The organism is Rhodococcus phenolicus, assembly GCF_001646785.1.
GTDB classification, from domain to species: domain Bacteria; phylum Actinomycetota; class Actinomycetes; order Mycobacteriales; family Mycobacteriaceae; genus Rhodococcus; species Rhodococcus phenolicus.
Genome location: NZ_LRRH01000145.1, coordinates 1 through 20,754 on the forward strand (window position 1 = coordinate 1; position 20,754 = coordinate 20,754).

General features: G+C 68.6%; 26 protein-coding genes and 1 tRNA gene. 15 read left to right on the top strand and 12 right to left on the bottom strand.

The window, feature by feature from the left end; genetic code table 11:
• Positions 1-173 precede the first annotated feature (173 nt).
• The 4 genes from A8G15_RS27655 to A8G15_RS27665 all read left to right on the top strand — a co-directional run bounded on the left by A8G15_RS27655 (position 174) and on the right by A8G15_RS27665 (position 2,152).
• A complete protein-coding gene (locus tag A8G15_RS27655; protein WP_156665593.1) occupies positions 174-911 on the top strand; it encodes a hypothetical protein in 738 nt (245 codons plus the stop codon).
• Positions 908-1,069: a hypothetical protein gene (locus A8G15_RS30880; RefSeq protein WP_156665594.1), complete on the top strand. Its 162-nt coding sequence runs from the start codon at positions 908-910 to the stop codon at positions 1,067-1,069. The genes A8G15_RS27655 and A8G15_RS30880 overlap by 4 nt, the downstream gene beginning before the upstream one ends.
• Positions 1,070-1,538: 469 nt before the next feature.
• Entirely contained in the window at positions 1,539-1,886 is a 348-nt protein-coding gene (locus A8G15_RS27660; protein ID WP_156665595.1) for a hypothetical protein, read from the top strand.
• Positions 1,886-2,152 carry a hypothetical protein gene (locus A8G15_RS27665; RefSeq protein ID WP_068166349.1) on the top strand — a complete coding sequence of 89 codons (267 nt, stop codon included), beginning with the start codon at positions 1,886-1,888 and terminating at the stop codon, positions 2,150-2,152. Before A8G15_RS27660 ends, A8G15_RS27665 begins: the two co-directional genes overlap by 1 nt.
• Here the strand turns inward: A8G15_RS27665 and A8G15_RS27670 are convergent.
• Both A8G15_RS27670 and A8G15_RS27675 read right to left on the bottom strand, forming a co-directional pair.
• Positions 2,134-2,526, bottom strand: coding sequence for a hypothetical protein (locus A8G15_RS27670; protein WP_068166350.1), 393 nt, complete (start codon positions 2,524-2,526; stop codon positions 2,134-2,136). The genes A8G15_RS27665 and A8G15_RS27670 overlap by 19 nt on opposite strands.
• A 104-nt stretch (positions 2,527-2,630) precedes the next feature.
• Positions 2,631-2,813 carry a hypothetical protein gene (locus A8G15_RS27675; RefSeq protein ID WP_068166351.1) on the bottom strand — a complete coding sequence of 61 codons (183 nt, stop codon included), beginning with the start codon at positions 2,811-2,813 and terminating at the stop codon, positions 2,631-2,633.
• Between the two features lie 132 nt (positions 2,814-2,945).
• On the opposite strand from A8G15_RS27675, the gene A8G15_RS31555 reads away from it, so the two are divergent.
• Complete coding sequence (locus A8G15_RS31555) at positions 2,946-3,164, top strand: helix-turn-helix transcriptional regulator (protein ID WP_068166352.1); 219 nt, start codon at positions 2,946-2,948, stop codon at positions 3,162-3,164.
• A gap of 219 nt (positions 3,165-3,383) precedes the next feature.
• Here A8G15_RS31555 and A8G15_RS27685 read toward each other — a convergent pair.
• A tRNA-Pro gene (locus tag A8G15_RS27685) sits at positions 3,384-3,457 on the bottom strand.
• 54 nt (positions 3,458-3,511) lie between these two features.
• Positions 3,512-4,465 (bottom strand): metallophosphoesterase, encoded by a 954-nt coding sequence (locus A8G15_RS27690; RefSeq protein WP_068166353.1) that lies wholly within the window; start codon positions 4,463-4,465, stop codon positions 3,512-3,514.
• Positions 4,466-4,531: 66 nt separating this feature from the next.
• On the opposite strand from A8G15_RS27690, the gene A8G15_RS27695 reads away from it, so the two are divergent.
• Positions 4,532-5,008 carry a GatB/YqeY domain-containing protein gene (locus tag A8G15_RS27695; protein WP_068166354.1) on the top strand — a complete coding sequence of 159 codons (477 nt, stop codon included), beginning with the start codon at positions 4,532-4,534 and terminating at the stop codon, positions 5,006-5,008.
• Positions 5,009-5,012: 4 nt separating this feature from the next.
• On the opposite strand, the gene A8G15_RS27700 is transcribed toward A8G15_RS27695, so the two are convergent.
• Positions 5,013-7,451 carry a penicillin-binding protein gene (locus A8G15_RS27700; protein ID WP_082900211.1) on the bottom strand — a complete coding sequence of 813 codons (2,439 nt, stop codon included), beginning with the start codon at positions 7,449-7,451 and terminating at the stop codon, positions 5,013-5,015.
• Between the two features lie 279 nt (positions 7,452-7,730).
• On the opposite strand from A8G15_RS27700, the gene A8G15_RS27705 reads away from it, so the two are divergent.
• Positions 7,731-8,054, top strand: a complete 324-nt coding sequence (locus A8G15_RS27705) for a WhiB family transcriptional regulator (RefSeq protein WP_068166357.1) — start codon at positions 7,731-7,733, stop codon at positions 8,052-8,054.
• A gap of 52 nt (positions 8,055-8,106) precedes the next feature.
• Here A8G15_RS27705 and bagB read toward each other — a convergent pair whose 3' ends face one another.
• Positions 8,107-9,213 carry an ATPase BagB gene (gene bagB, locus A8G15_RS27710; protein WP_245688035.1) on the bottom strand — a complete coding sequence of 369 codons (1,107 nt, stop codon included), beginning with the start codon at positions 9,211-9,213 and terminating at the stop codon, positions 8,107-8,109.
• A 29-nt stretch (positions 9,214-9,242) separates the two neighbouring features.
• Positions 9,243-10,256 carry an ATPase BagA gene (bagA, locus tag A8G15_RS27715; protein WP_068166360.1) on the bottom strand — a complete coding sequence of 338 codons (1,014 nt, stop codon included), beginning with the start codon at positions 10,254-10,256 and terminating at the stop codon, positions 9,243-9,245.
• A gap of 77 nt (positions 10,257-10,333) precedes the next feature.
• Here bagA and sp36 point away from each other — a divergent pair, with 77 nt between their 5' ends.
• Genes sp36 through A8G15_RS27725 form a run of 3 tightly spaced genes read left to right on the top strand, consistent with a single transcriptional unit; the run spans position 10,334 to position 11,815 of the window.
• Positions 10,334-10,498, top strand: a complete 165-nt coding sequence (gene sp36 / locus A8G15_RS30890) for a Sp36 family protein (RefSeq protein ID WP_156665596.1) — start codon at positions 10,334-10,336, stop codon at positions 10,496-10,498.
• A 4-nt stretch (positions 10,499-10,502) separates the two neighbouring features.
• A complete protein-coding gene (locus A8G15_RS27720; RefSeq protein ID WP_068166361.1) occupies positions 10,503-10,967 on the top strand; it encodes a RidA family protein in 465 nt (154 codons plus the stop codon).
• A gap of 59 nt (positions 10,968-11,026) precedes the next feature.
• Positions 11,027-11,815, top strand: a complete 789-nt coding sequence (locus A8G15_RS27725; RefSeq protein WP_068166363.1) for an MBL fold metallo-hydrolase — start codon at positions 11,027-11,029, stop codon at positions 11,813-11,815.
• Positions 11,816-11,891: 76 nt separating this feature from the next.
• Here A8G15_RS27725 and A8G15_RS27730 read toward each other — a convergent pair whose 3' ends face one another.
• Positions 11,892-12,566 carry a Crp/Fnr family transcriptional regulator gene (locus tag A8G15_RS27730; RefSeq protein WP_068166388.1) on the bottom strand — a complete coding sequence of 225 codons (675 nt, stop codon included), beginning with the start codon at positions 12,564-12,566 and terminating at the stop codon, positions 11,892-11,894.
• Positions 12,567-12,757: 191 nt separating this feature from the next.
• Entirely contained in the window at positions 12,758-13,030 is a 273-nt protein-coding gene (locus tag A8G15_RS27735; protein ID WP_068166364.1) for a hypothetical protein, read from the bottom strand.
• A 72-nt stretch (positions 13,031-13,102) separates the two neighbouring features.
• Here A8G15_RS27735 and nth point away from each other — a divergent pair, with 72 nt between their 5' ends.
• The 4 genes from nth to A8G15_RS27755 are packed head-to-tail and all read left to right on the top strand — an operon-like array spanning position 13,103 to position 16,449.
• Positions 13,103-13,897: an endonuclease III gene (gene nth, locus A8G15_RS27740; protein WP_068166366.1), complete on the top strand. Its 795-nt coding sequence runs from the start codon at positions 13,103-13,105 to the stop codon at positions 13,895-13,897.
• A 7-nt stretch (positions 13,898-13,904) separates the two neighbouring features.
• Positions 13,905-14,567, top strand: a complete 663-nt coding sequence (locus A8G15_RS27745) for a TlpA family protein disulfide reductase (RefSeq protein ID WP_068166368.1) — start codon at positions 13,905-13,907, stop codon at positions 14,565-14,567.
• Complete coding sequence (locus A8G15_RS27750; RefSeq protein WP_068166370.1) at positions 14,564-15,262, top strand: NUDIX hydrolase; 699 nt, start codon at positions 14,564-14,566, stop codon at positions 15,260-15,262. The genes A8G15_RS27745 and A8G15_RS27750 overlap by 4 nt, the downstream gene beginning before the upstream one ends.
• The gene (locus A8G15_RS27755; RefSeq protein ID WP_068166372.1) at positions 15,259-16,449 is read left to right on the top strand and encodes a MarP family serine protease; all 1,191 of its coding nucleotides are present in this window, start codon (positions 15,259-15,261) and stop codon (positions 16,447-16,449) included. Before A8G15_RS27750 ends, A8G15_RS27755 begins: the two co-directional genes overlap by 4 nt.
• Before the next feature lie 22 nt (positions 16,450-16,471).
• Here the strand turns inward: A8G15_RS27755 and A8G15_RS27760 are convergent, their stop codons facing one another.
• From A8G15_RS27760 to nhaA, 3 genes are read right to left on the bottom strand one after another with little or no spacing between them, the layout of a single operon-like run.
• A complete protein-coding gene (locus tag A8G15_RS27760) occupies positions 16,472-17,416 on the bottom strand; it encodes an alpha/beta fold hydrolase (RefSeq protein WP_068166374.1) in 945 nt (314 codons plus the stop codon).
• A 9-nt stretch (positions 17,417-17,425) separates the two neighbouring features.
• On the bottom strand, positions 17,426-17,926 hold the full coding sequence (locus tag A8G15_RS27765) for a phage holin family protein (RefSeq protein WP_068166375.1): 501 nt from the start codon (positions 17,924-17,926) through the stop codon (positions 17,426-17,428).
• The gene (gene nhaA / locus A8G15_RS27770) at positions 17,923-19,146 is read right to left on the bottom strand and encodes a Na+/H+ antiporter NhaA (protein ID WP_068166376.1); all 1,224 of its coding nucleotides are present in this window, start codon (positions 19,144-19,146) and stop codon (positions 17,923-17,925) included. Before nhaA ends, A8G15_RS27765 begins: the two co-directional genes overlap by 4 nt.
• A 192-nt stretch (positions 19,147-19,338) precedes the next feature.
• Here nhaA and A8G15_RS27775 point away from each other — a divergent pair, with 192 nt between their 5' ends.
• Positions 19,339-20,709 carry an MFS transporter gene (locus A8G15_RS27775; protein ID WP_068166378.1) on the top strand — a complete coding sequence of 457 codons (1,371 nt, stop codon included), beginning with the start codon at positions 19,339-19,341 and terminating at the stop codon, positions 20,707-20,709.
• The last annotated feature ends 45 nt before the right edge of the window (positions 20,710-20,754 follow it).

Genomic DNA, 20,754 nt, shown 5'->3' on the forward strand with positions numbered 1-20,754 from the left:
CCACCACCAACACCGACACCAGCCAGGCGACGGAGGTGAGCACCGATGAACTGATGAACCGATCCGCACTACCCGCAACGACGACCACAAAGCAAAACGAGTTCACACTACCAGGGGCTTGACCCGGAACTCTCCCGCCCGAGCTGAAAAGAGTCCTCGACGGGTACTGGATGATGAGCATATGGACGCCGCGGAACCGCATCGAGGTCATGGCCAAGGCGATCGAAAGCGGCGAGGAGCTCACTCCCTACCTGCTCGACACCGCCGCAGATGGGACCGTGGCCCCGGACATCGGCGCGGAGGTCTCCAAGGTCGCCACGAATGCTCTCAACACCCGGTTCGCGAAGTTGCTCGCCGGGACACCGGGTGATGCGTTGATCGAGTCGCTGCGCCCGCGGTTCGACGACGCCCTCGCACGGGTCGAGGCCGCGGCCGAGTTGTTTGCTCCGGACGCCACCGCCGCCGATGTGCTCGAGCTGGGCACTGCCGCTGCCGACGCCTGGCGCGACCTGCCGCAGGCACGGCAGGTCCTCGACGGGATCTTCGACGGGGTGGTGTCTTGGCTGGCCGTCGACCTGAAGGGCCCGGAGGTGTTCGCGGGGCGGCCGCACCTGACCGACAACGCCCACCATATCGACGTGCTGCGGGTGGCGTTCCTGGTCAAGACGCCGGGTCGGGCCATCGACGAGCTGGCGCACGCCCTCGCACCTACGGGTGCCGGCACCGCCCGCGCCGGACGCTGGCACCGACTGATCGCGACGTTGGGTTTGGACAACGTGCGGTTGAACACCGTCAGCGAAGCCCGCGCGGTCCTCGACTACTACCAGCAGCAGAAGGACGAGGCGACTCAGGCATGGCGGGACCGTAACCGGCAGATCACCGAGGACTACCGCACGTCGGTGAGCCGATGAGCGCGCCGGGCACCTACCGCAGCGACGACGAGGACCCCGAGACCATCGCGTTGCGGGGACGGCTCGCGCACACCCGCAGCGGGGCCGGCATCGACATGGACGCCGCCGGCACCGCCGCGGTGTACCCGCCGACGTGGGCCGCACAGCACGGGCGGTAGCCGCCACGGCCGGCGGGCAGGTGGGGCGGTCCCGACACCACGTCGGGGCCGCCCCACCTGCATGTTGTAACGACTTATCGCCTCTACCTGCACCATCGCGAGGCTCTGCGGGGTGCGGCCCTGAGAGGCCCCCAGCCGCTGCGGACCACCCCGACACCACACCCCCGGGCCGCTGGCGCGCCCACCACGCCCCTGGCGGCCGCCAGGCCGACCCCCTGGGGCTGGGCGATGCGATGCGGTCGGTGGCAGGCGGTATGCGAAGCGGGGCGGAAGCCGCCCGGGGCGGGGGTCACCCCCCACCCCGGGCGTGACCAGGGGCGGGACCGAGGCCGGCGGCACGGCCCCGACCGGTGGCCGTCGCCCGCGGCGGGCACCGCACCGCGTCGACCCCGCGGCCGGGCGGGTGGACGTAGCTCCGCTACCACACCGATACACACCACGAACCGACCTTCAATCGAGAGGAATCGACATGGGACGGCGACGTATGACCGAGGGGGACCGGGTCGTCAAGAAGCTCGGGGCCGGCCTCGACCTCGGTGTCGAGTGGACCGAACGCGAGTCGATCGTCCTCGACCAGATCCGCAGCACCGTCGATCGTGTGGCGGTCCTGCGGGAGCTGCTCGACGCCGAGCTGGCCAAGGAGCAGGTCTCGACACGTCGGGTGACCGAGGTTGCGGCCGAGATCCGCCAGTGTGAGGCGAACGTGGTCAAGTGGTGCGGGCTGCTCGACCCCGAGGTCGACGAGGTCAAGAGCGCGCAGCATCAGGCAGCGGCGAACGCCCGATGGAACCGGGCACGAGCAGAACGGACGAGCTGATGGCGCGACGGATCCGCATCGAGCGGCGCAGTGATGGTGCTCGTGTCCGTGCCCAGATCCTCGAGGACTGGTGCGCGGCGATGGGTGACTACTTCGCGTGGTTCGGTGCGTACGACCCGATCGCCGACGCCCTGCGCGGTGGTCGGCCGGTCACCGTGCGCCGGTACTGGTTGCCAGACCACATCGCCGATGTGCTGCCGTACGGGCCGCCGGACGAGCTGCTCGTCGTCGATGTCGACGGGGTGATCTACCCGGCCGGGGACTGAGGGCCGGCGTCGAGCCGAGGCAGCTGAGAGAGCCACCGTGTGATCCGGTCGTGGTCGTCACTGTCGTCGCGCAGGTCGGTGAGGGCGAGCTGCACGCGCTCGACCAGATGCCGATCGACGGGGAACTGTGCAAGGGCGGCAGCCTGTAGCGCATCGTCGAGGGCGACGAGGTACTCGCCGCCGCCCAACTCTCCGTCGATGAAGTCGGTCCAGCGGGCGTCGAAGGCCGGGCGAAGGTCTTCGATGATCCCTTCGGCCAGGTCGATGAACTCGCGTTCGGTCATCATTGTGTCCCTCTGCTTCCCGCCGTAGGAATGGGCCAGCCAGACGATTTCCTCCCCGCAGAACTCGCAGTCGAAAGCGTTGCTGATCATGCACACCTATCGAGCATTCAGCGATGCGTGTTACCGGTCCGGCCCCGGGATCCCGCATCGGCTTGGACGCGGATGGCCCCCGCCGAAGCGGGGGCCGGTCCAGGTCAGATCAGGTCGATGATCATCCACATCAGGCCCTGGGCCTCGTCGCCGATCTCGGGGTCGAAGCTGGCTTCGATGATGGCGGCGTGGGCGGCCCGGGCGTACTGGGTGGCGCGGTGCTCGTCGGTGGGGATGAGCTCGTAGGCGGTGCGGATGTCGGCGCGGATGGCGGAGATGCTGGTCATGTCGGTTCCTTCGGTTGGGGTTGTTCTCCCTGGCATCTCTAGTATGCACCCCATGAGGTGCAATGTCAATACGATATGTCCCCATCTCAGAGCCATTGAATACGCACCCTATGAGGTGCTACTCTCGGTGGCATGACACGCCGTTACCTGAGCCTCCGGGACATTGCCGCCGAGTACGACCTCGCGCTGAACACGCTCAAGTCGATGGAGCTGCGAGGGAAGTTCCCCGCCCCCGACGTGATCGTCGGCCGCGGCGAGGGCCGGCAGATCACCAAGGGGTGGAGTGAGACCACGGTCCAGGCGTGGTGGAACGGCTACGCGGCAGAGAAGAGCCCCGGCGGAACCGACTGACCTGCCAGGGAGAGCCACCCCCGCCGGGGCCGCGGCCGACTGTACCCGGAGTGCGGAGTGCGGAGGGCGGGCAGGCGGGGGTGTAATCCCTTCACGACTGCATCGGCATATACGAGGCTCCGTGGAAGGGTGATGCCAATCCGCTGCCAGAAATCCGTCGAAACGCAGTCAGGGCATACTCTCCGGCTGGAAAGTATGCCCTGACGTGGTCTTTCACTGTCGGGGTGGCGGGATTCGAACCCACGACCTCTTCGTCCCGAACGAAGCGCGCTACCAAGCTGCGCCACACCCCGTGATGAACCTCGGTTAGCTTACAGCACCATTCGTCGGAAGATTAAATCGGCTGGTCAGCGCGGAGAAATCGCACTTTCGGCCGCGCGGTCGGCGGCGGCGAGCGCCTCGTTGCGCGGGGCCGGAACGAGGGTCAGCAGCGTGGCCTCCGGGCGGCAGCAGAACCGGGCCGGAGCGAACGGTGAGGTGCCGATGCCGGCCGACACATGCAGGCGCATGTGGGCGCCCCAGCGCGACGGTCCCTTCACGCGGGACCGGTCGATCCGGCAGTTGGTCACCAGCGCGCCGTAGAACGGCAGGCACAGCTGACCGCCGTGGGTGTGGCCGGCGAGCACCAGGTCGTATCCGTCGTCGGCGAACCGGTCGAGGACCCGCGGCTCCGGTGAATGCGTCAGCCCCAGCTTCAGGTCCGCGAGAGGATTGGGCTGTCCGGCGATGGTGTCGTACCGGTCCCGCTCCAGGTGCGGGTCGTCGACGCCGGCCGCGGCGATCCGCACACCCGCGACCTCGAACTCGCGGCGCACGTGCGTCATGTCGTGCCACCCGCGTTCGCTGAACGCCGCACGCAGGTCGCCCCACGGCAGCGGCGGGCCGTAGACGCGCTCGTGGTTCCGGTCGAAGTAGTTCAACGGGTTCTTCAGTACCGGCGCGAAGTAGTCGTTGCTGCCGAAGACGAACAGGCCGGGACGCGCGAGCAGACCGCCCATCGCCTGCACCACGGCCGGAACGGCCTTCGGGTGCGACAGGTTGTCGCCGGTGTTGACCACGAGATCCGGTTCCAGCCGGTCGAGTTCGCGCAGCCAGTTCTGCTTGAGCCGCTGGTTCGGCATCATGTGCAGGTCGCTGAGGTGCAGCACGCGCAGCGTCGACGCGCCGGGCTCGAGGACCGGCATCGTCACCTCGCGCAAGGCGAAGGCGTTGCGTTCGATCAGCGTGGCGTAGCCGAGTCCGAGGGCGGCTGCACCGGCTGCACCGGCGGCCGCGCGGAAGAGAGCGGAGTGGTCAGGCACTCGTCCAGCGTACCGCCGAGGCTCGACTGTGCACGGTCGTCGTCGCTGCCGCGTAGCGTTCGGTGCATGTCCGAGACCTCGCAGTCCCTCAAGTCCACCATCCGGAACGACCTCACCGCGGCCATGAAGGACAAGGATCCGCTGCGCACCGCGACCCTGCGGATGCTGCTCGCCGCCATCCAGACGGAGGAGGTCGCCGGGAAGGAAGCCCGCGAGCTCACCGACGAGGACGTCGTGAAGGTTCTCGCGCGCGAGTCCAAGAAGCGCGGCGAGGCCGCCGAGGTCTACACCGAGAACGGCCGGGGCGAACTCGCGGCGAAGGAGCACGCGGAGGCGCGGATCATCGACGAGTACCTGCCGACCCCGCTCACCGACGCCGAACTCGTCGACGTCGTCGACACCGCGATCGGTCGCGTCGCCGACGAACTCGGCGAGCGGCCGGGTCCGAAGAACATGGGTCAGGTCATGAAGGCCGCGACCGCGATCGCGGCCGGGAAAGCCGACGGTAAGCGGCTTTCCGCGGCGGTGCGATCGCGGCTCTAGACCGTCAGTTGGCGGGTCCTTCGTCGTCCGAGGCCGGCGGCGCGTTCTCGGAGGACTGCGACGGCGCCTCGGATTCCGGTTCGGATTCCGCGGGCGGGCGGTTCGGGATCGGTGCGGGCGCGTTCGGCGCGGTCGTGTCCGGAACCTGGTTTCCGTCGGGCCGGGCCGGTGTCGCCGTGGTGGTCGGTGCCGCCCGGACGGTCCCGTCGCTGATGTAGATCGTGATCGTCGAACCGGGCACCGCGGAGCCGGACGGTGCGCTGTTGGTGACGGTGCCCGCCCGCTCCTCGCCCTTCACGTTGAGTTCGGTGACGGTGAACCCGGAGTCCTGCAGCCGCGCCACGGCCTGCTGGCGGCTCAGGCCCGTCACGTCGGGAACCTGAGCGTTGCCGGCGCCGCGCACGTACTTCTGGTCGACGGGCGGCAGCGCGACGGGACCGAACTTGTCGGCGACGGGCAGCATCGCGCTGAACCACGTCCGGGCGGGTTCGGTACCGCCGAACAGGTTGCCGCTGTAGCACGGTCGCACCGGCCCGGAGCAGATTTCCCCGGGGGTGGGGGAGTCACCGTAGGTGTACACGGCGCCGGCGTACTGGTTGGTGAAACCGAGGAACGCCGACGACATGTGCGATTCGGTGGTGCCCGTCTTCGCTGAGATCGGCAGGCCCCAGCCGACGGAACCGGCGGCACCGGAGGCGGTGCCGCCACCGGCGGTGTCCTTGCTCATGGCGTTGGCGAGGGTGTCGGCGAGACCGGGCTCGACGACCTGCTCGCAGGCCTGCTGGGTGATCGGCACCGGCTTGCCCTCACGGTCGAAGACTCCGTCGATGGGCGACGGCGGGCACCACTTGCCATGCGAGGCCAGGGTCGCGGCCACGTTGGACAGCTCGAGCGGATTGATCCACGTCGGGCCGAGCGTGTACGAGCCGAGGTGCTGGTCCTTCTGCATATCGGCCATGCTCTGCTCGCCGAAGCCGGAGGTGTTCGGCTGCGCGTAGGAGCGCAGTCCCAGCCGCACGGACATGTCGACGACCGGGTCGACGCCGGTGGCCTCGATCAGCTTCACGAACGCGGTGTTCGGTGACTGGGCGAGCGCATCGGTGACCGACAGCTGAGGCGGGTACGGTCCCGCGTTCTCGACGCAGTACGTGAGTGGCGGGCAGCCCCGGGCGCCGCCGTCGCCGAGACCGCGCGCGTTGTACCGGGCGGGCACGTCGAGGACCGCGCTGGTGCCGAGACCCTTCTCCATCGCGGCCGCGACCGTGAAGAGCTTGAAGATCGACCCGGCGCCGTGCCCGGCGAGCGAATAGGGCTGCGGCTGCACCGTTTCGTGCGAGTCCCCGTTCAGGCCGTAGACGCGGCTCGAGCCCATGGCGAGCACGCGATGGGAGTCCTGCCCGGGCTGGACGACGTTCATCACGGTCGCCACGTCGTCGACCGTGGGGCTGGTGAAGCGGTCGAGGGACGCCTTGACCGACGACTGCACCTCGGGATCGAGCGTGGTGCGGATCAGGTAACCGCCCTTGTCGATCTGCTCACGGGAGAGCCCGGAGTTCTCGAGGTACCGCAGCGCGTAGTCGCAGAAGAAGCCGCGGTCGCCGGCGGCGATGCAGCCGCGCGGAAGCGTGTTCGGCTCGGGCAGGACGCCGAGCGGCTCGCTCTTCGCGGCGCGGATCTCGTCGGCCCGTTCCGGGATGTTCTGGATCATCGTGTCGAGCACGACGTTGCGGCGTTCGAGTACGCCGTCCTCGTTCGTGTACGGGTTCAGCGCGGAGCTGGACTGCACCATGCCCGCGAGCATCGCGGACTGGGTGACGTTCAGGTCCTTCGCGTCGATGCCGAAGTAGGTCTGCGCCGCGTCCTGGATGCCGAACGAGCCGTTGCCGAAGGGCACCAGGTTCAGGTACCGGGTGAGGATCTCGTCCTTCGTCAGCTCTTCGTCGAGGGTGAGTGCCATCCGGATCTCCCGGATCTTGCGGGCCGGGGTGGTCTCGATGGCCGCCCGTCGCTCGGCGTCGGTCTTGGCGACGACGTGCAGCAGGTAGTTCTTCACGTACTGCTGGTCGATGGTCGAGGCACCCTGCTCGACCTGGCCACTGGTGGTGTTGGTGAGGAACGCGCGGAGCGTGCCCTGCCAGTCCACACCCTGGTGTTCGGGGAACCGCTTGTCCTCGATCGAGACGATCGCGAGTTTCATCTCGTTGGAGATGCGGTCACTGGGCACCTCGAAGCGACGCTGGTCGTACAGCCAGGCGATGGGGTTACCGGCGGCATCGACCATGGTGGTCACCGCGGGTACGACACCTTCGACGAGTTCGGCGGAGCTGTTGTCCACGGTGTCCGCGGCCCGGTTCGAGACGTAGCCGAAACCGCCTGCGGCGGGGAACAGCATTCCCGCCAGAAGGACGCCGCCGAGGGCCGTGCAACCGGCGAGCTTCGCCACCGTATTTCGGATCGACACGGCTACACCCTACGTGCCACCCTGCCGATTCGATGCTTCGGCAACGCCGAAAAGCCTCCGACGTGCAGGTATGGACGGGCGTACCAGAAAAGTGTTTCTTCGCCTTGCGCGCTGGGGACTCTTTACCTAGATTGAGACAGCAGTGTGATGCAGGTAACACCTCAACAGGAATGCGGCGCCGACGACTGATGCTACGCAGCCGGTCTGCGCGAACTTCCGGAACTCCGCAACACGGTGTTCGGAGAGTGAAGGGGCAACTGAATGCACATGGCGACTCCGATGGCCCGGCTCGACGTAGACCAAGCAGAGGCACGCATAGCCTGGGTGACCCAGGCACGGTGCCGAGAAGTGGATCCCGACCAGTTGTTCGTTCGAGGCGCAGCACAGCGCAAGGCGGCAGTCATCTGCCGGCACTGCCCGGTGATGCTGCAGTGCGGTGCAGATGCACTGGACAATCGCGTCGAGTTCGGTGTGTGGGGAGGCATGACCGAACGCCAGCGACGCGCTCTGCTCAAGCAGCACCCCGAAGTCGAGTCCTGGGCCGACTTCTTCGAAGCGCAGCGTCAGCACCAGAACGCCGTATAGGTGGAAGACCTCCCGGCACCGTCGACCGTTCGACGACCGGCCGACCCGCGGGTCACCCCTCGCGGGTCAGCTGGTCTCCGACGGCGCGCAGTGCCTCGAGATCGGAAACCTCGAACGGCAGCGACGGAACCCCGACCAGCGGTACCCGGGGATGCGCAGCGGTGAACCTGCCCAGCAGGTGCAGTTCCCGTTTCGCGGTCACCGCCCGATGGGCGTGGATCCGCAGTACCGCCTCGGCGGGCTGATTGTCGTCGCGTTCCTGCTCGGCGAGAGCGTCGGCCGCGGTCGACGCGTGATCGGCCGACAATACCGACAACGTCGGATGCGTCCGGTTGAGAACGAGCCCGGCCAGGGGCATGCCGTCCGTGCTCAGGCGTTCGACGAAGAACGACGCCTCGCGCAGCGCGTCCGGTTCGGGCGACGCAACGACGACGAAATGCGTCCCGGGCTGCTGCAGCAGGCGATACGTGCGGTTCGCGCGTTCGCGGAAGCCCCCGAACATCGAATCGAGCGACTGTACGAATGCGGAGGCGTCGGACAGCATCTGGCTGCCCACGATCGTCGACACCGCTTTCAGCGCCAGCCCCATGGCGCCGGTCACCAGGCGGCCGATCCCCCGGCCCGGCGCGGTGAACATTCGGATCATGCGCCCGTCGAGGAAGGACCCCAGCCGCTGCGGGGCGTCCAGGAAGTCCAGTGCGTTCCGTGAGGGCGGGGTGTCCACCACGATGAGGTCCCAGGAGTCGCTCGCCGCGAGCTGCCCCAGCTTCTCCATCGCCATGTACTCCTGTGTGCCGGAGAACGACGACGCCACGGTCTGATAGAAGGGGTTGTCGAGGATCTGCTGGGCCTTGTCCGGCGCCGAATGCTCGAGCACCATGTCGTCGAACGTGCGACGCATGTTCAGCATCATCGCGTGCAGCTCGCCGGTCGCGTCCGGCCCGAGCTTCACCGGCTGCGGATTGTTGTCCAGGGCCGCCACACCGAGCGCCTGCGCGAGCCGCCGCGCCGGGTCGATCGTGAGCACCACGACCTTGCGGCCGCGTTCGGCCGCGCGCAGCGCGAGTGCCGCCGCGGTCGTGGTCTTGCCGACACCACCGGATCCGCAGCACACGATGACCCGGGCCGACGGATCGGTGAGAATCTGCCCGAAGTCCAGGACGCCCGCGCCGCGCCCCTGCGCGCCCGTCACCGGACACCCTGTTCGCCGAGGACCTCCGCGAGCTCGTAGAGCCCGCCGAGGTCGACACCGTCGGCCAGCGCCGGGAGCGTCATCCGTGCCACCTTCACATCGTCGAGTTGGGCGGCGCTGTCCTGCTGCGCCTTCAGCGTGGAGGCGTGCTCGATGGTCTCGGTGAGCAGCCCCGCGAAGTCGGAATCGGGCACCGTCAGTCCGGCACGGCCGAATGCCGCCCGTACCGCCTCGCTGTCGATGCGCCCGGCCGCGACGTCGTCGACGAGTTCACCGGGCAGGTACTCCGGGACCGTGCGGTTGACGATCACCGTGCCGAGGCGCAGGTCTGCGGCCAGGAGTTCCTCGACGGCGTCGGAGGTTTCCTGCACCGGCAGCGCCTCGAGCAGCGTCACCAGGTGCACGACCGTGTCGTCCGAGTGCAGCAGCCGCACCACGCCTTCGCTCTGCGACCGGATCGGACCGGACTTCGCAAGATCCGCCATTGCCTTCGTCACGTCGAGGAAGCTGCCGATGCGGCCGGTCGGCGGCGAATCCACCACCACCGCGTCGTACACGCGGTTGCCCCGCGCGTCCGAGCGCACCACGCACTCCTTGATCTTGCCGGTGAGGATGACGTCCCGCAGGCCCGGCGCGAGGGTCGTCGCGAATTCGACGGCGCCGATGCGGCGCATCGCCCGGCCTGCGAACCCGAGGTTGTAGAACATGTCGAGGTATTCGAGGAACGCCGCTTCGATGTCGACGGCCAGCGCCATCACGACACCGCCGCCGTCCGCGGTCGCGACCTTCGTCTCCACCGGGGGCAGCGGGGGCACGTCGAACAACTGGGCGATGCCCTGCCTGCCCTCCACCTCGACGAGCAGGACCTTGCGGCCCTCGGCCGCGAGAGCGAGCGCCAGGGCGGCCGCGACCGTCGACTTCCCGGTCCCACCCTTACCGGACACGAAGTGCAGCCGCGCATCCGCGGCCTTCGCCGGCCAGACGCCGGACTGTGCTGTCGGTGTTGCCACAAGGGTGAGCCTATAAGTGACCACCCGTCGAATGCGCCCGATAGGGTCGGACCCGCAGCTCGACAGAGGAGAATCACATGAGCGAATTGACCACCTGGGAGTACGCGACCGTTCCGCTGCTCACGCACGCGACGAAGCAGATCCTCGACACCTGGGGTGCCGACGGCTGGGAACTGGTGACGGTGCTGCAGGGCCCGACCGGTGAGCAGCACGTCGCGTACCTGAAGCGACCGAAGGGCTGATCGGGTGACGGAACAGAACTGGACGTCCCGGCTCGCCGAGCTCGGCATCGAGCTGCCTCCGGTCGCTGCGCCGGTCGCCGCGTACGTGCCGGCGGTCCGCACCGGTGACCACGTCTACACCTCGGGGCAGCTCCCGTTCGTCGACGGCAAGCTCGAACTGACCGGCAAGGTCGGGGGCACCGTCACCGCCGAGGACGCGAAGGCCGCGGCCCGCATCGCCGCGCTCAACGCGCTCGCCGCGGTGGACGCGCTGGTCGGGCTCGACAACGTGGTGCGCATCGTGAAGGTCGTCGGCTTCGTCGCGTCCGCCGACGGTTTCACCGGCCAGCCCGGTGTCGTCAACGGTGCCTCCGAGTTCCTCGGCGAGGTCTTCGGGGACGCGGGCGTGCACGCCCGCTCGGCGGTCGGTGTCGCCGAACTGCCGCTGGCCGCGCCCGTCGAGGTCGAACTGATCGCCGAGGTGCGCTGACCTCGAAGGCTGACCGTAGAGTGGGGTGAACCGCACCGTCGTCACGAAAGAGGTCGAGCATGGCGCTGGTTCACCCCGCCTACGCGCAGTTGCGCCAGGTCACCCCGAATGCGGCGGTGGTCCTGGCCGAGAATCCGTCGGTGATGTCCCTCGAGGGCACCAACACGTGGATCCTGCGGGCACCGGGCAGCGACGAATGCGTCGTGGTGGACCCGGGGCCGCTCGACGAAGCCCATCTCGCCCGCATCGCCCAGGTCCCGGTCGCGCTGACCCTGATCAGTCACCGGCACTACGACCACACCGAGGGCGCAGGCCGGTTCGCGGAACTGACCGGCAATCCCGTCTGCGCCGTCGATCCCGAGCACCGGCACGGCGGCGGACGCGGGCTCGAGGACGGTGAGGTCGTCGAGGCTGCCGGACTGCGGATCCGTGTGCTCGCGACCCCCGGCCATACCGCCGACTCGCTGTCCTTCGTGCTCGAGGACGACAACAGCGTCCTCACCGCCGACACCATCCTCGGTCGCGGCACCACGGTTCTCGACGACACCGACGGCGATCTCGGCGACTACCTCGGTTCGCTGCGCCGCCTGATCGATCTGGGGGCCGGTTACACGATGCTGCCCGGCCACGGGCCCGATCACCCGGATCTCGAGCCCATCGCCCGCGCCTATCTCGCGCACCGGGAGGAACGACTCGAGCAGGTTCGCTCCGCGCTGCGCGTGCTCGGCGACGACGCCTCCCCGCGCAGCGTCGTCGAACACGTCTACGCCGACGTGGACCGTTCGCTGTGGGGTGCCGCCGAGAAGTCCGTCAACGTGCAGCTGGAGTATCTGCGCAGTTTCGCGTGAGCGGGTCCGGAACCTGCAGTTCCGGGAACGACGAAGGCCGGGCCGTCGACGACGACCCGGCCTTTCGTGGCAGGTTCTAGCGGGCGCGGCGCGCGAGACGCTCGGAGTCCGAGATCAGCACGGACTTGCCCTCGAGGCGCAGCCAGCCGCGATGCGCGAAGTCGGCGAGCGCCTTGTTCACGGTTTCGCGGGACGCACCGACGAGCTGGGCGATCTCTTCCTGTGTGAGGTCGTGGGTGACGCGCAGGGCACCCGCCTCCTGGGTGCCGAACCGCTGCGCGAGCTGCAGCAGCGCCTTCGCGACACGACCCGGAACGTCGGTGAAGATCAGGTCGGCGAGGTTGTTGTTGGTGCGGCGCAGGCGGCGGGCGAGGACGCGCAGCAGCTGCTCGGCGATCTCCGGACGCTGATCGATCCACGCCTTGAGCGCCTCGCGGTCCATGCTCACGGCACGCACCTCGGTGACGGTGGTCGCGGTCGAGGTCCGCGGGCCCGGGTCGAAGATCGACAGCTCACCGAACATGTCCGACGGGCCCATGATCGTGAGCAGGTTCTCGCGGCCGTCCGGCGAGCGGCGGCCGAGCTTCACCTTGCCGGAGACGATGATGTACAGGCGGTCACCGGGCTCACCTTCGTTGAAGATGACGTGTCCGCGGGGAAAATCGACAGGCTGAAGTTCCTTGATCAGCGCCGCCACCGCAGAGGGCTCGACTCCTTGGAAGATGCCTGCTCTGGCCAGGACGTCGTCCACGTGCACTCCTTTTGGGAAATCTCATCGTCGTGTGCCGGTTCTGCACGTCTACTGGCATCCCGGACAGGTCAGCTGCGAGGCGTACGGTTTCGAAGTCTACTGTGCGTGCGACAAGCACGAGTGACTGACACCACGAACTGCTCGTCGTGTGTCCGCTGTGCGGTACCGGATACTACCGGCCGGTCACGTTCTTAGCTCGCCTGCCGGGCGTCCGTGTCGAGGGGGGAATCCTCGACCACGTGGGCAGCGTCGCCGTTCCGGCGCCGGCGGTGCAGACGAGCAAGAGCGTGAGGGAAACCCTCTCTGGCCAGGGTCGCGACGTCGTCGTGACCGGCCTGGCTGAGGAAGTCCTCGACCTCCTGCTCACGGACCGACAGGCGACTCAAGCGCGACTCGACCCGCTCCATGGCCAGTGCAAACAGCATCAGGAGCACCGGGAAGAGCACGACGGCAAGAGCTTGCATATCGGGAAGTAAACACGGGAAAGGTCTCAGAAGCGACACGGTCCCGGAGTGGTGTCGGGCTGTTTACGTACAGTGGTCCAGGTGCATGCGACCCCGTCCGAGAGCCCCGAGGCGAGGCGTTCGCGCGCGCCCCGAAGCGCCCGCAAGCCGGAATCTCGGCTGGCCCTGGTGCGGCGCGCCCGCCGTATGAATCGGCAGCTCGCCGAGGCGTTCCCGCACGTGTACTGCGAACTGGACTTCACCACGCCGCTCGAGCTGGCGGTCGCGACGATCCTGTCGGCGCAGTGCACCGACGTTCGTGTCAATCAGGTCACCCCGGCGTTGTTCGCCCGTTACCCGGACGCCCGCGCCTACGCGGAGGCCGAACGCACCGAACTCGAGGAGTTCATCCGGCCGACCGGCTTCTACCGCAACAAGGCGAACTCGCTGATCGGGCTCGGCCAGGCCCTTCTCGAGCGGTTCGACGGCGAGATTCCCGGTCGCATGAAGGACCTGGTGACCCTGCCCGGCATCGGCCGCAAGACCGCCAACGTGATCCTCGGCAACGCCTTCGACGTGCCCGGCATCACCGTGGACACCCACTTCGGCCGGCTCGTGAACCGCTGGAAATGGACCGAGGAAACCGACCCGGTGAAGGTCGAACACGCCGTCGGGGCCCTCATCGAACGCAAGGAATGGACCCTGCTGTCGCATCGCGTGATCTTCCACGGCCGGCGGGTGTGCCATGCCCGCAAGCCGGCCTGCGGCGTGTGCGTGCTCGCGAAGGACTGCCCGTCCTACGGCATCGGCCCCACCGACCCGGCGACCGCCGCCGCGCTGGTGAAGGGCCCGGAGACGGAGCATCTGCTCGAACTGGCCGGGCGGTGACCGAGGAATGAGATCGTCCGGTGCGGGGCGGTGGAGCCTCGCTGTCCTCGTCGTCGTCGTCGCGCTCATCGTGGCGATCTGGCCGCGCGACACCGAGACCACGGAGCCGGCCGGGTCCGGTGGGCGCACCGGCACCGCCGCGCCCGCCGACCGGCGGCCCCAGGACGATGCACAGGCGTTGGCGCCGCTGCGCGCCGAGGCGAACCTGCAGCCGTGCCCGGCACCGACCGGGACCGCACCGGCCGGTCCGCTCACCGGGATGACGTTCGAATGCGTGGGTGACGGCAGTTCGGTGGATCTGGCGGCCGCGCTTGGGGGCCGTCCCGCGATCCTCAATCTGTGGGCGTGGTGGTGCGGTCCGTGCGCGGAGGAGCTGCCCGTGCTGCAGGAGTACGCGCGCCGCGCCGGGGATCGGGTCGCGCTCGTCACGGTCCACACCGACCCCAACGAATCGAATGCCCTGTCCCGGCTGGTCGAGTACGGGGTGCAGGTGCCCGGTGTGCAGGACGGCTCGGCGCGCGTGCAGGCCGCGGTGGCGGCACCTCCGGTGCTGCCGGTGACGGTGCTGGTCCGGCCCGACGGGTCGATCGCGAAGGTGCTTCCTCAGCCGTTCCGCAGCGTCGAGGAGATCGCGACCGCCGTCGAGACGCACCTGGGGGTGAGCGCATGACCCCGTACTGGCTCCGGCGCGTGGCGACGCTCGAACGGGGTGACCCGCACGACCTCAACCCGATCCTGGATCGGCGGCCCCCGCACGGCAGCAGCGTGCGTCCCGCCGCTGTGCTCGTGCTGTTCGGCGGCTCGGCGGTCCCGGATCCACTCGCGCGCGGCGGCTTGCCCGCCGACGCCGACGTGCTGCTCACCCAGCGCGCCCCCACGCTGCGGCAGCACAGCGGTCAGGTGGCGTTCCCCGGAGGCGCCGCCGACCCGGACGACGACGGACCGATCCGCACCGCCCTGCGCGAGGCGCAGGAGGAAACCGGGCTCGAACCGGCCGGGGTGCGGCCGCTGGCCGTGCTGCCGGAGATCTTCATCCCGCCTTCCGGATTCGACGTGACCCCGGTGATCGCGTACTGGGAACAGCCGAGCCCGATCGGTGTCGTCGATCCGGGTGAGGCTGCGCGCGTGGTGCGGGTGCCGCTGCGGGACCTGCTGAATCCGGACAACCGTTTCCAGGTCCGGCACTCGCGTGGCTACCAGGGCCCGGCCTTCCAGGTCGACGGCATGCTGGTGTGGGGTTTCACCGCGGGAGTTCTCGCCGGTCTGTTCGCGGTGTCGGGCTGGGAAATCGAGTGGGATCACCGGGACGTGCGCGACTTCGACGTCGCGCTCGCCGAACTGGAGACAGGAGTCGTCGAACCGTGACCGGATCCGGGTGGATCGACCTGATCATCGTGCTGGTGGTCGTCGTCGCAGTGTCGTCGGGACTGCGTCAGGGAGCGGTCGCGTCGGCACTGGCGTTCTTCGGGGTGGTGCTCGGCGCGGTCGCCGGGATTCTCATCGCCCCGCACGTGCTGGTGCACGTCGACGAGGGCAACACGCGGCTCCTCGCCGGGGTCGCGCTCATCGTGGTGCTGGTCATCGTCGGTGAGGTCGCCGGGATGGTGCTCGGCCGGGCCGCCCGCAGCGGCATGCACAGTCCCGTCGCCCGCGGAGTGGACAGCGTGGTCGGTGCGGTCCTGCAGGCCGGTGCGGTGCTCGTCGCGGCGTGGCTGCTGGCGATCCCGCTGACCGCATCCACTCAGACCGAGCTGTCCGCGGCTGTCCGCGGTTCCCACGTGCTCGGCACGGTCGACGAGATCGCGCCGGACTGGATGCGCAGCATTCCGCGTGAATTCTCGGCGCTGCTGGACACCTCCGGCCTGCCGGAGGTCATCGGACCGTTCGGTCGAACCCCGATCACCGAGGTCGAGCCGCCCGACGGCACGACGCTCGACGGTCCCGTCCCGCTCGCGCTCCATCCGAGTGTGTTGCGGATCAACGGCATCGCCCCGAGCTGCCAGAAGGCGCTCGAAGGTTCCGGGTTCGTGGTGGCTCCCGAGCGGGTGATGACCAATGCGCACGTCGTCGCGGGCACGACGGCGGTGACGGTGGAGACCGAGCGGGGACCGCTCGAAGCGGAGGTCGTGCTGTTCGATCCGGCCGTGGACGTCGCGATCCTCGCGGTGCCCGGACTGACGGCGGAGCCGCTCGTCTTCGCGGACGGTACCGCCGAGTCCGGTACCAGCGCGATCGTCCTCGGGTACCCCGGCGGCGGGCCGTACACGGCGAGCGCGGCGCGGGTGCGCGAGTCGCTGCAACTGCAGGGACCCGACATCTACCGCGCCGGAACCGTCGAGCGGGAGGTCTACACGGTCCGTGGCTCGATCCGGCAGGGGAATTCCGGCGGACCGCTCGTGGACGAGCAGGGCCGGGTCCTCGGCGTCGTCTTTGGTGCCGCCGTCGACGACACGGACACCGGTTTCGCGCTCACGGCCGACGAGGTGAGCCGTCAGCTCGCGATGGCGGGATCGTCGGTGACCGCGGTCGAGACCGGCGCCTGCATCGTCTGATTCTCCGAGCGTGGCAGCCGTCTCAGAGCGCGGCAGCGAAGTCGAGCAGCATCCCGGTGACGGCGTCGGGGCGTTCCTGGTGGGCGTAGTGGCCGGCGTCGTCGACGAACTTCAGGATGCGGTCGGGGGCATACCGCGAGCAGCGGCGGACCGTGGACGCCATCACATAGGGATCCAGCATGCCGTGCAACTGCAGAATCGGCAGCGTCAACGGGACCCCCACGGCCTTGATGAAGCGGCGTCCGTCGGGCCGCCACTGGCTGCGGAACGCCCAGCGCTGGTATTCGAGGGTCGAGTGGGCGACACCGGGGATGCGTATCGCCGAGCGCAGTTTCTGCGCCACCTCCGCGAACTCGGGGGAGTTCGGCCAGGAGGGTCCCGACCGGGCCCGCAGGAGCCGTTCGATCTCGGCGCCGTCGTCGCGGACGAGCAATTTCTCTGGGCGCCACGGAACCTGATAGTCCAGGAACGTCGGGAGCAGCGCCTTCCGCTGGGCCCGGTCGCGCAGGGTCGCGTCGCGAAGCGAGATCGGATGCGGCGAATCGACGACGGCGATCGCGCGGACCGATTCGGGATGCAGGATCGCGGTGGCCCAGCACACCAGCCCGCCGTCGGCGTGGCCGACGAGAACGGCATCGGTGTGTCCGAGCGCCCGGACGAGTCCGGCGATGTCGGCGGACAGGGTCCAGCCGTCGTAACCGCGCGGTGGTTTGTCGGTGTCGCCGTAGCCGCGCAGATCCACCGCGACGGCCCGGAAACCGGCTTCGGCGAACGCGGTCAGCTGGTGCCGCCACGTCCACCACAGGTCGGCGAAACCGTGCAGGAACACCACCAGCGGTGCCCCGGGATCGGCGGGGCCGATCTCGGCGGCGTGCAGGCGGATCCCGTTCGCATGGATATCACGATGCGTCCACGGTCCGGGATATCGGACCGTGGACGGATCGGGGAGGGACGCGGTGTCGAGCACGTTCGCAGGTCAGCGCGCGTGCCGGGGACCGGCGCCGGCGACGGGCTCCTCGTGCATCGGCAGGACCGTCTTGGCCTGCTTGAGCGAGTCGATCGTCTTGTTCGGTGCGCGAACCTTGCGTACCCGCAGATAGCCGATGAGGGCGAAGATCGCCGTCACCAGCACCATGATCAGGAAGACGATGAGGAACGCCAGCCACCGGGCGACCCAGATGTCGAGCAGTTCGGCGAGGAAGAAGAAGAAGAAGAACGAACTGAAGATCAGCACCGCCAGCGCGAGGATGAAGAACAGGCTGCCCTGCAGACCTTTCTTGACCTCGCCGGTGACCTCGGCCTTCGCCAGCTCCACCTCGGCGCGGAACAGTGTCGACACCTGCGCGGTCGCGTCGCGCACCAGATCGCCGATGCTTGCATCCCGGGGAGTCGGGGCGGGCACTTCGGTCAGCGGAATGGACGAGATGCTGGTCGGTGCGCCGTCGCCTGGCTTCCTGTTCCCGTTCGTGACGCTCACTTGTCGACCCCTCCAATTGTCTCGTCCGGTTGGCGGTGGGCTCGCCCACGCCGTAACAGTAGCGTCGATCCCGACAGCGATGCGATCGCTGACGTGACGAGAACCGCGGCTTTCGCGATGTCCGCCTGATCTCCGTCTCCGAGCGCGAGGTCCGCGATGAGCAGGCTGACGGTGAATCCGATCGCGCCGAGCACCGCGAGCGCGAGCAGATCTCCCCAGTGCAGCCCCGTCGGTCGAGCGGCGATCCCGAGCCGGATCGCGACCCATGACGTGCCGAAGATGCCGATGGTCTTGCCGACGAGGAGGCCGAGCACGATCGACAGGCCGACCGGCGTCGTGAACACGGCACCGACCGCTTCCGCGCCCAGTGGCACTCCGGAGGCGAACAGTGCGAACAACGGCACGCACAGGCCGGCCGACCACGGCTGGATGCGGTGGGACAGCCGCTCGGCGGGGGCCGCGGCCTCACCGGGATCGGCGTGGACGCGCGTGAGCAGTCCGAGGAGCACGCCGGCGATCGTCGCGTGGATCCCGGACTGGTGCACGGCGAACCAGGTCAGCGCGGCCAGCGGCACGTACAGCAGGGGAGTGGTCACGCGCCGGTGCTGGGCGAACCAGTACAGGACGGCGCAGGCCGCGGTCGCAAGCAGCCACAGCAGCGAGATCGACGATGTGAACAGAATCGCGATCAGCCCGATGCCGATGAGGTCGTCGACGACGGCGAGGCTGAGCAGGAACACCCGGGCGCTGGTGGGGATGCGGGAGCCGGTCAGCGCGAGCACTCCCAGGGCGAACGCGATGTCGGTGGCGACCGGGACCGCCCAGGCCCGTTCGAGCCCGGGTGTTCCCCATCCGACGGTCAGGGCGATGGCGGCCGGGAGGACGACGCCGCCGATCGCGGCGAGAACGGGCAGCAATGCCTTCTTCGGGTCGGCGAGTTCACCGACGACGAGTTCGCGTTTGAGTTCCAGGCCGGCGATGAAGAAGAACACGGCGAGCAGGCCGTCCTGGGCCCAGGTGCCGATGGTCAGGTTCAGGTGGAGCGAGGAGGGGCCGATCGTGAAATCCCGCAGCGCTTCGTAGGCGGGGGAGAACGGCGAGTTCGCCCAGACGACCGCGATCGCGGCGGCAACCAGCAGGATCGAACCACCGACGGTTTCGGTGCGGAGGTATCGGGTGAGTTCGTTGCTCCACGACGTGGAACCTGACGTTTCTGACACGGGCGGTCCTTCTGGATCTCGGGCAGGGCTGTAGAGCCGCCGACCAGACTTCCCGGCACACCTTCCGCTGATCCTAGCGGTGACCGGCGCCGTTCCCGCAATGTCAAATTTGCTTCGCTAAGGAAAATGGGTGTTCAATTTTCCTACTAGGTGGGACGCACTCCCACGATGTGACGGTTTGGAGCGAGTTTCTTGAGCACTGCCCTCGACGTCGACCGGCACGACGACGACAACGTCGCGGGAGTACCCCGCAGGCGCATCGTCGTCGCGAGCCTGATCGGCACATCCATCGAGTTCTACGACTTCTACATCTATGCGACCGCTGCTGTATCGGTCTTCCCGCACCTGTTCTTCCCGAAGGGCAACGAGACGACGGCGCTGCTCGCGTCCCTCGCGACCTTCGGAATCGCGTTCGTGGCGCGTCCGATCGGTTCCGTGCTGTTCGGCCACTTCGGCGACCGCATCGGACGCAAGGCGACGTTGGTCGGTTCGCTGCTCACCATGGGCATCGCGACATTCCTCATCGGCGTGCTGCCCACCTACCATCAGGTGGGACTGCTCGCGCCGGCGCTGCTGGCGCTGATGCGTTTCTGCCAGGGCATCGGCCTCGGCGGTGAATGGTCCGGTGCGGCGCTGCTCGCCACCGAGACCGCCAAGCCCGGCAAGCGCGCGTGGGCCGCGATGTGGCCGCAGCTCGGCGCCCCGATCGGATTCTTCCTTGCCAACGGCCTGTTCCTGATCATGACGCTGCTGCTCGGCCACGACAACGCCGATCCGGACCTGTCGAGCGCGTTCCTCGAGTGGGGCTGGCGTGTGCCGTTCCTGCTCAGCGCCGTCATGGTGATCATCGGCCTGTACGTGCGTCTCAAACTCGAGGAGACCCCGGTCTTCGCGAAGGCGGTCGCCGAGGGCAAGAAGGTCAAGACCCCGCTCGTCGAGGTGTTCAAGAGCAGCTGGCGCCAGCTGATCATCGGTACCTTCGTGATGCTCGCGACGTACACGCTCTTCTACATCATGACCACCTGGGTGCTGAGCTTCGGCACCGGCAAGACCCCGGCCCAGGGCGGCACCGGCGCCGGCTTCCAGTACTCGGACTTCCTGGTCCTGCAATTGGTGGCCGTGCTGTTCTTCGCCGCCGCGATCCCGGTCTCCGGCATCCTCGCCGACCGCTACGGTCGCCGGGCCACGCTGCTCGTCGTCACCGGCACGATGATGGTGTTCGGCCTGTGCTTCGGGTTGCTGCTCGACGGTGACGCCATGGGCTCCGCACGCATGCTCGTCTTCCTGATCCTCGGCATGCTGCTGATGGGCTTCACGTTCGGCCCGCAGTCCGCGATCCTGCCCGAGCTGTTCCCCACCAACGTGCGCTACACCGGGTCGGGCATCGCCTACAACGTGTCGAGCATCCTCGGCGCGGCCGTGGCACCGTTCATCGCGACATGGCTGGCCACGACGTACGGCGTCGGCTGGGTCGGCGTGTACCTGCTGGTCGCGGCAGTGCTGACGTTCGTCGCCCTGCTCGCCGTCCGGGAAACCAAGGACGCCTCTCTCGACGAGGTCTGACACCTACGCAATCGGCCCCCGATCCGCACGGATCGGGGGCCGACG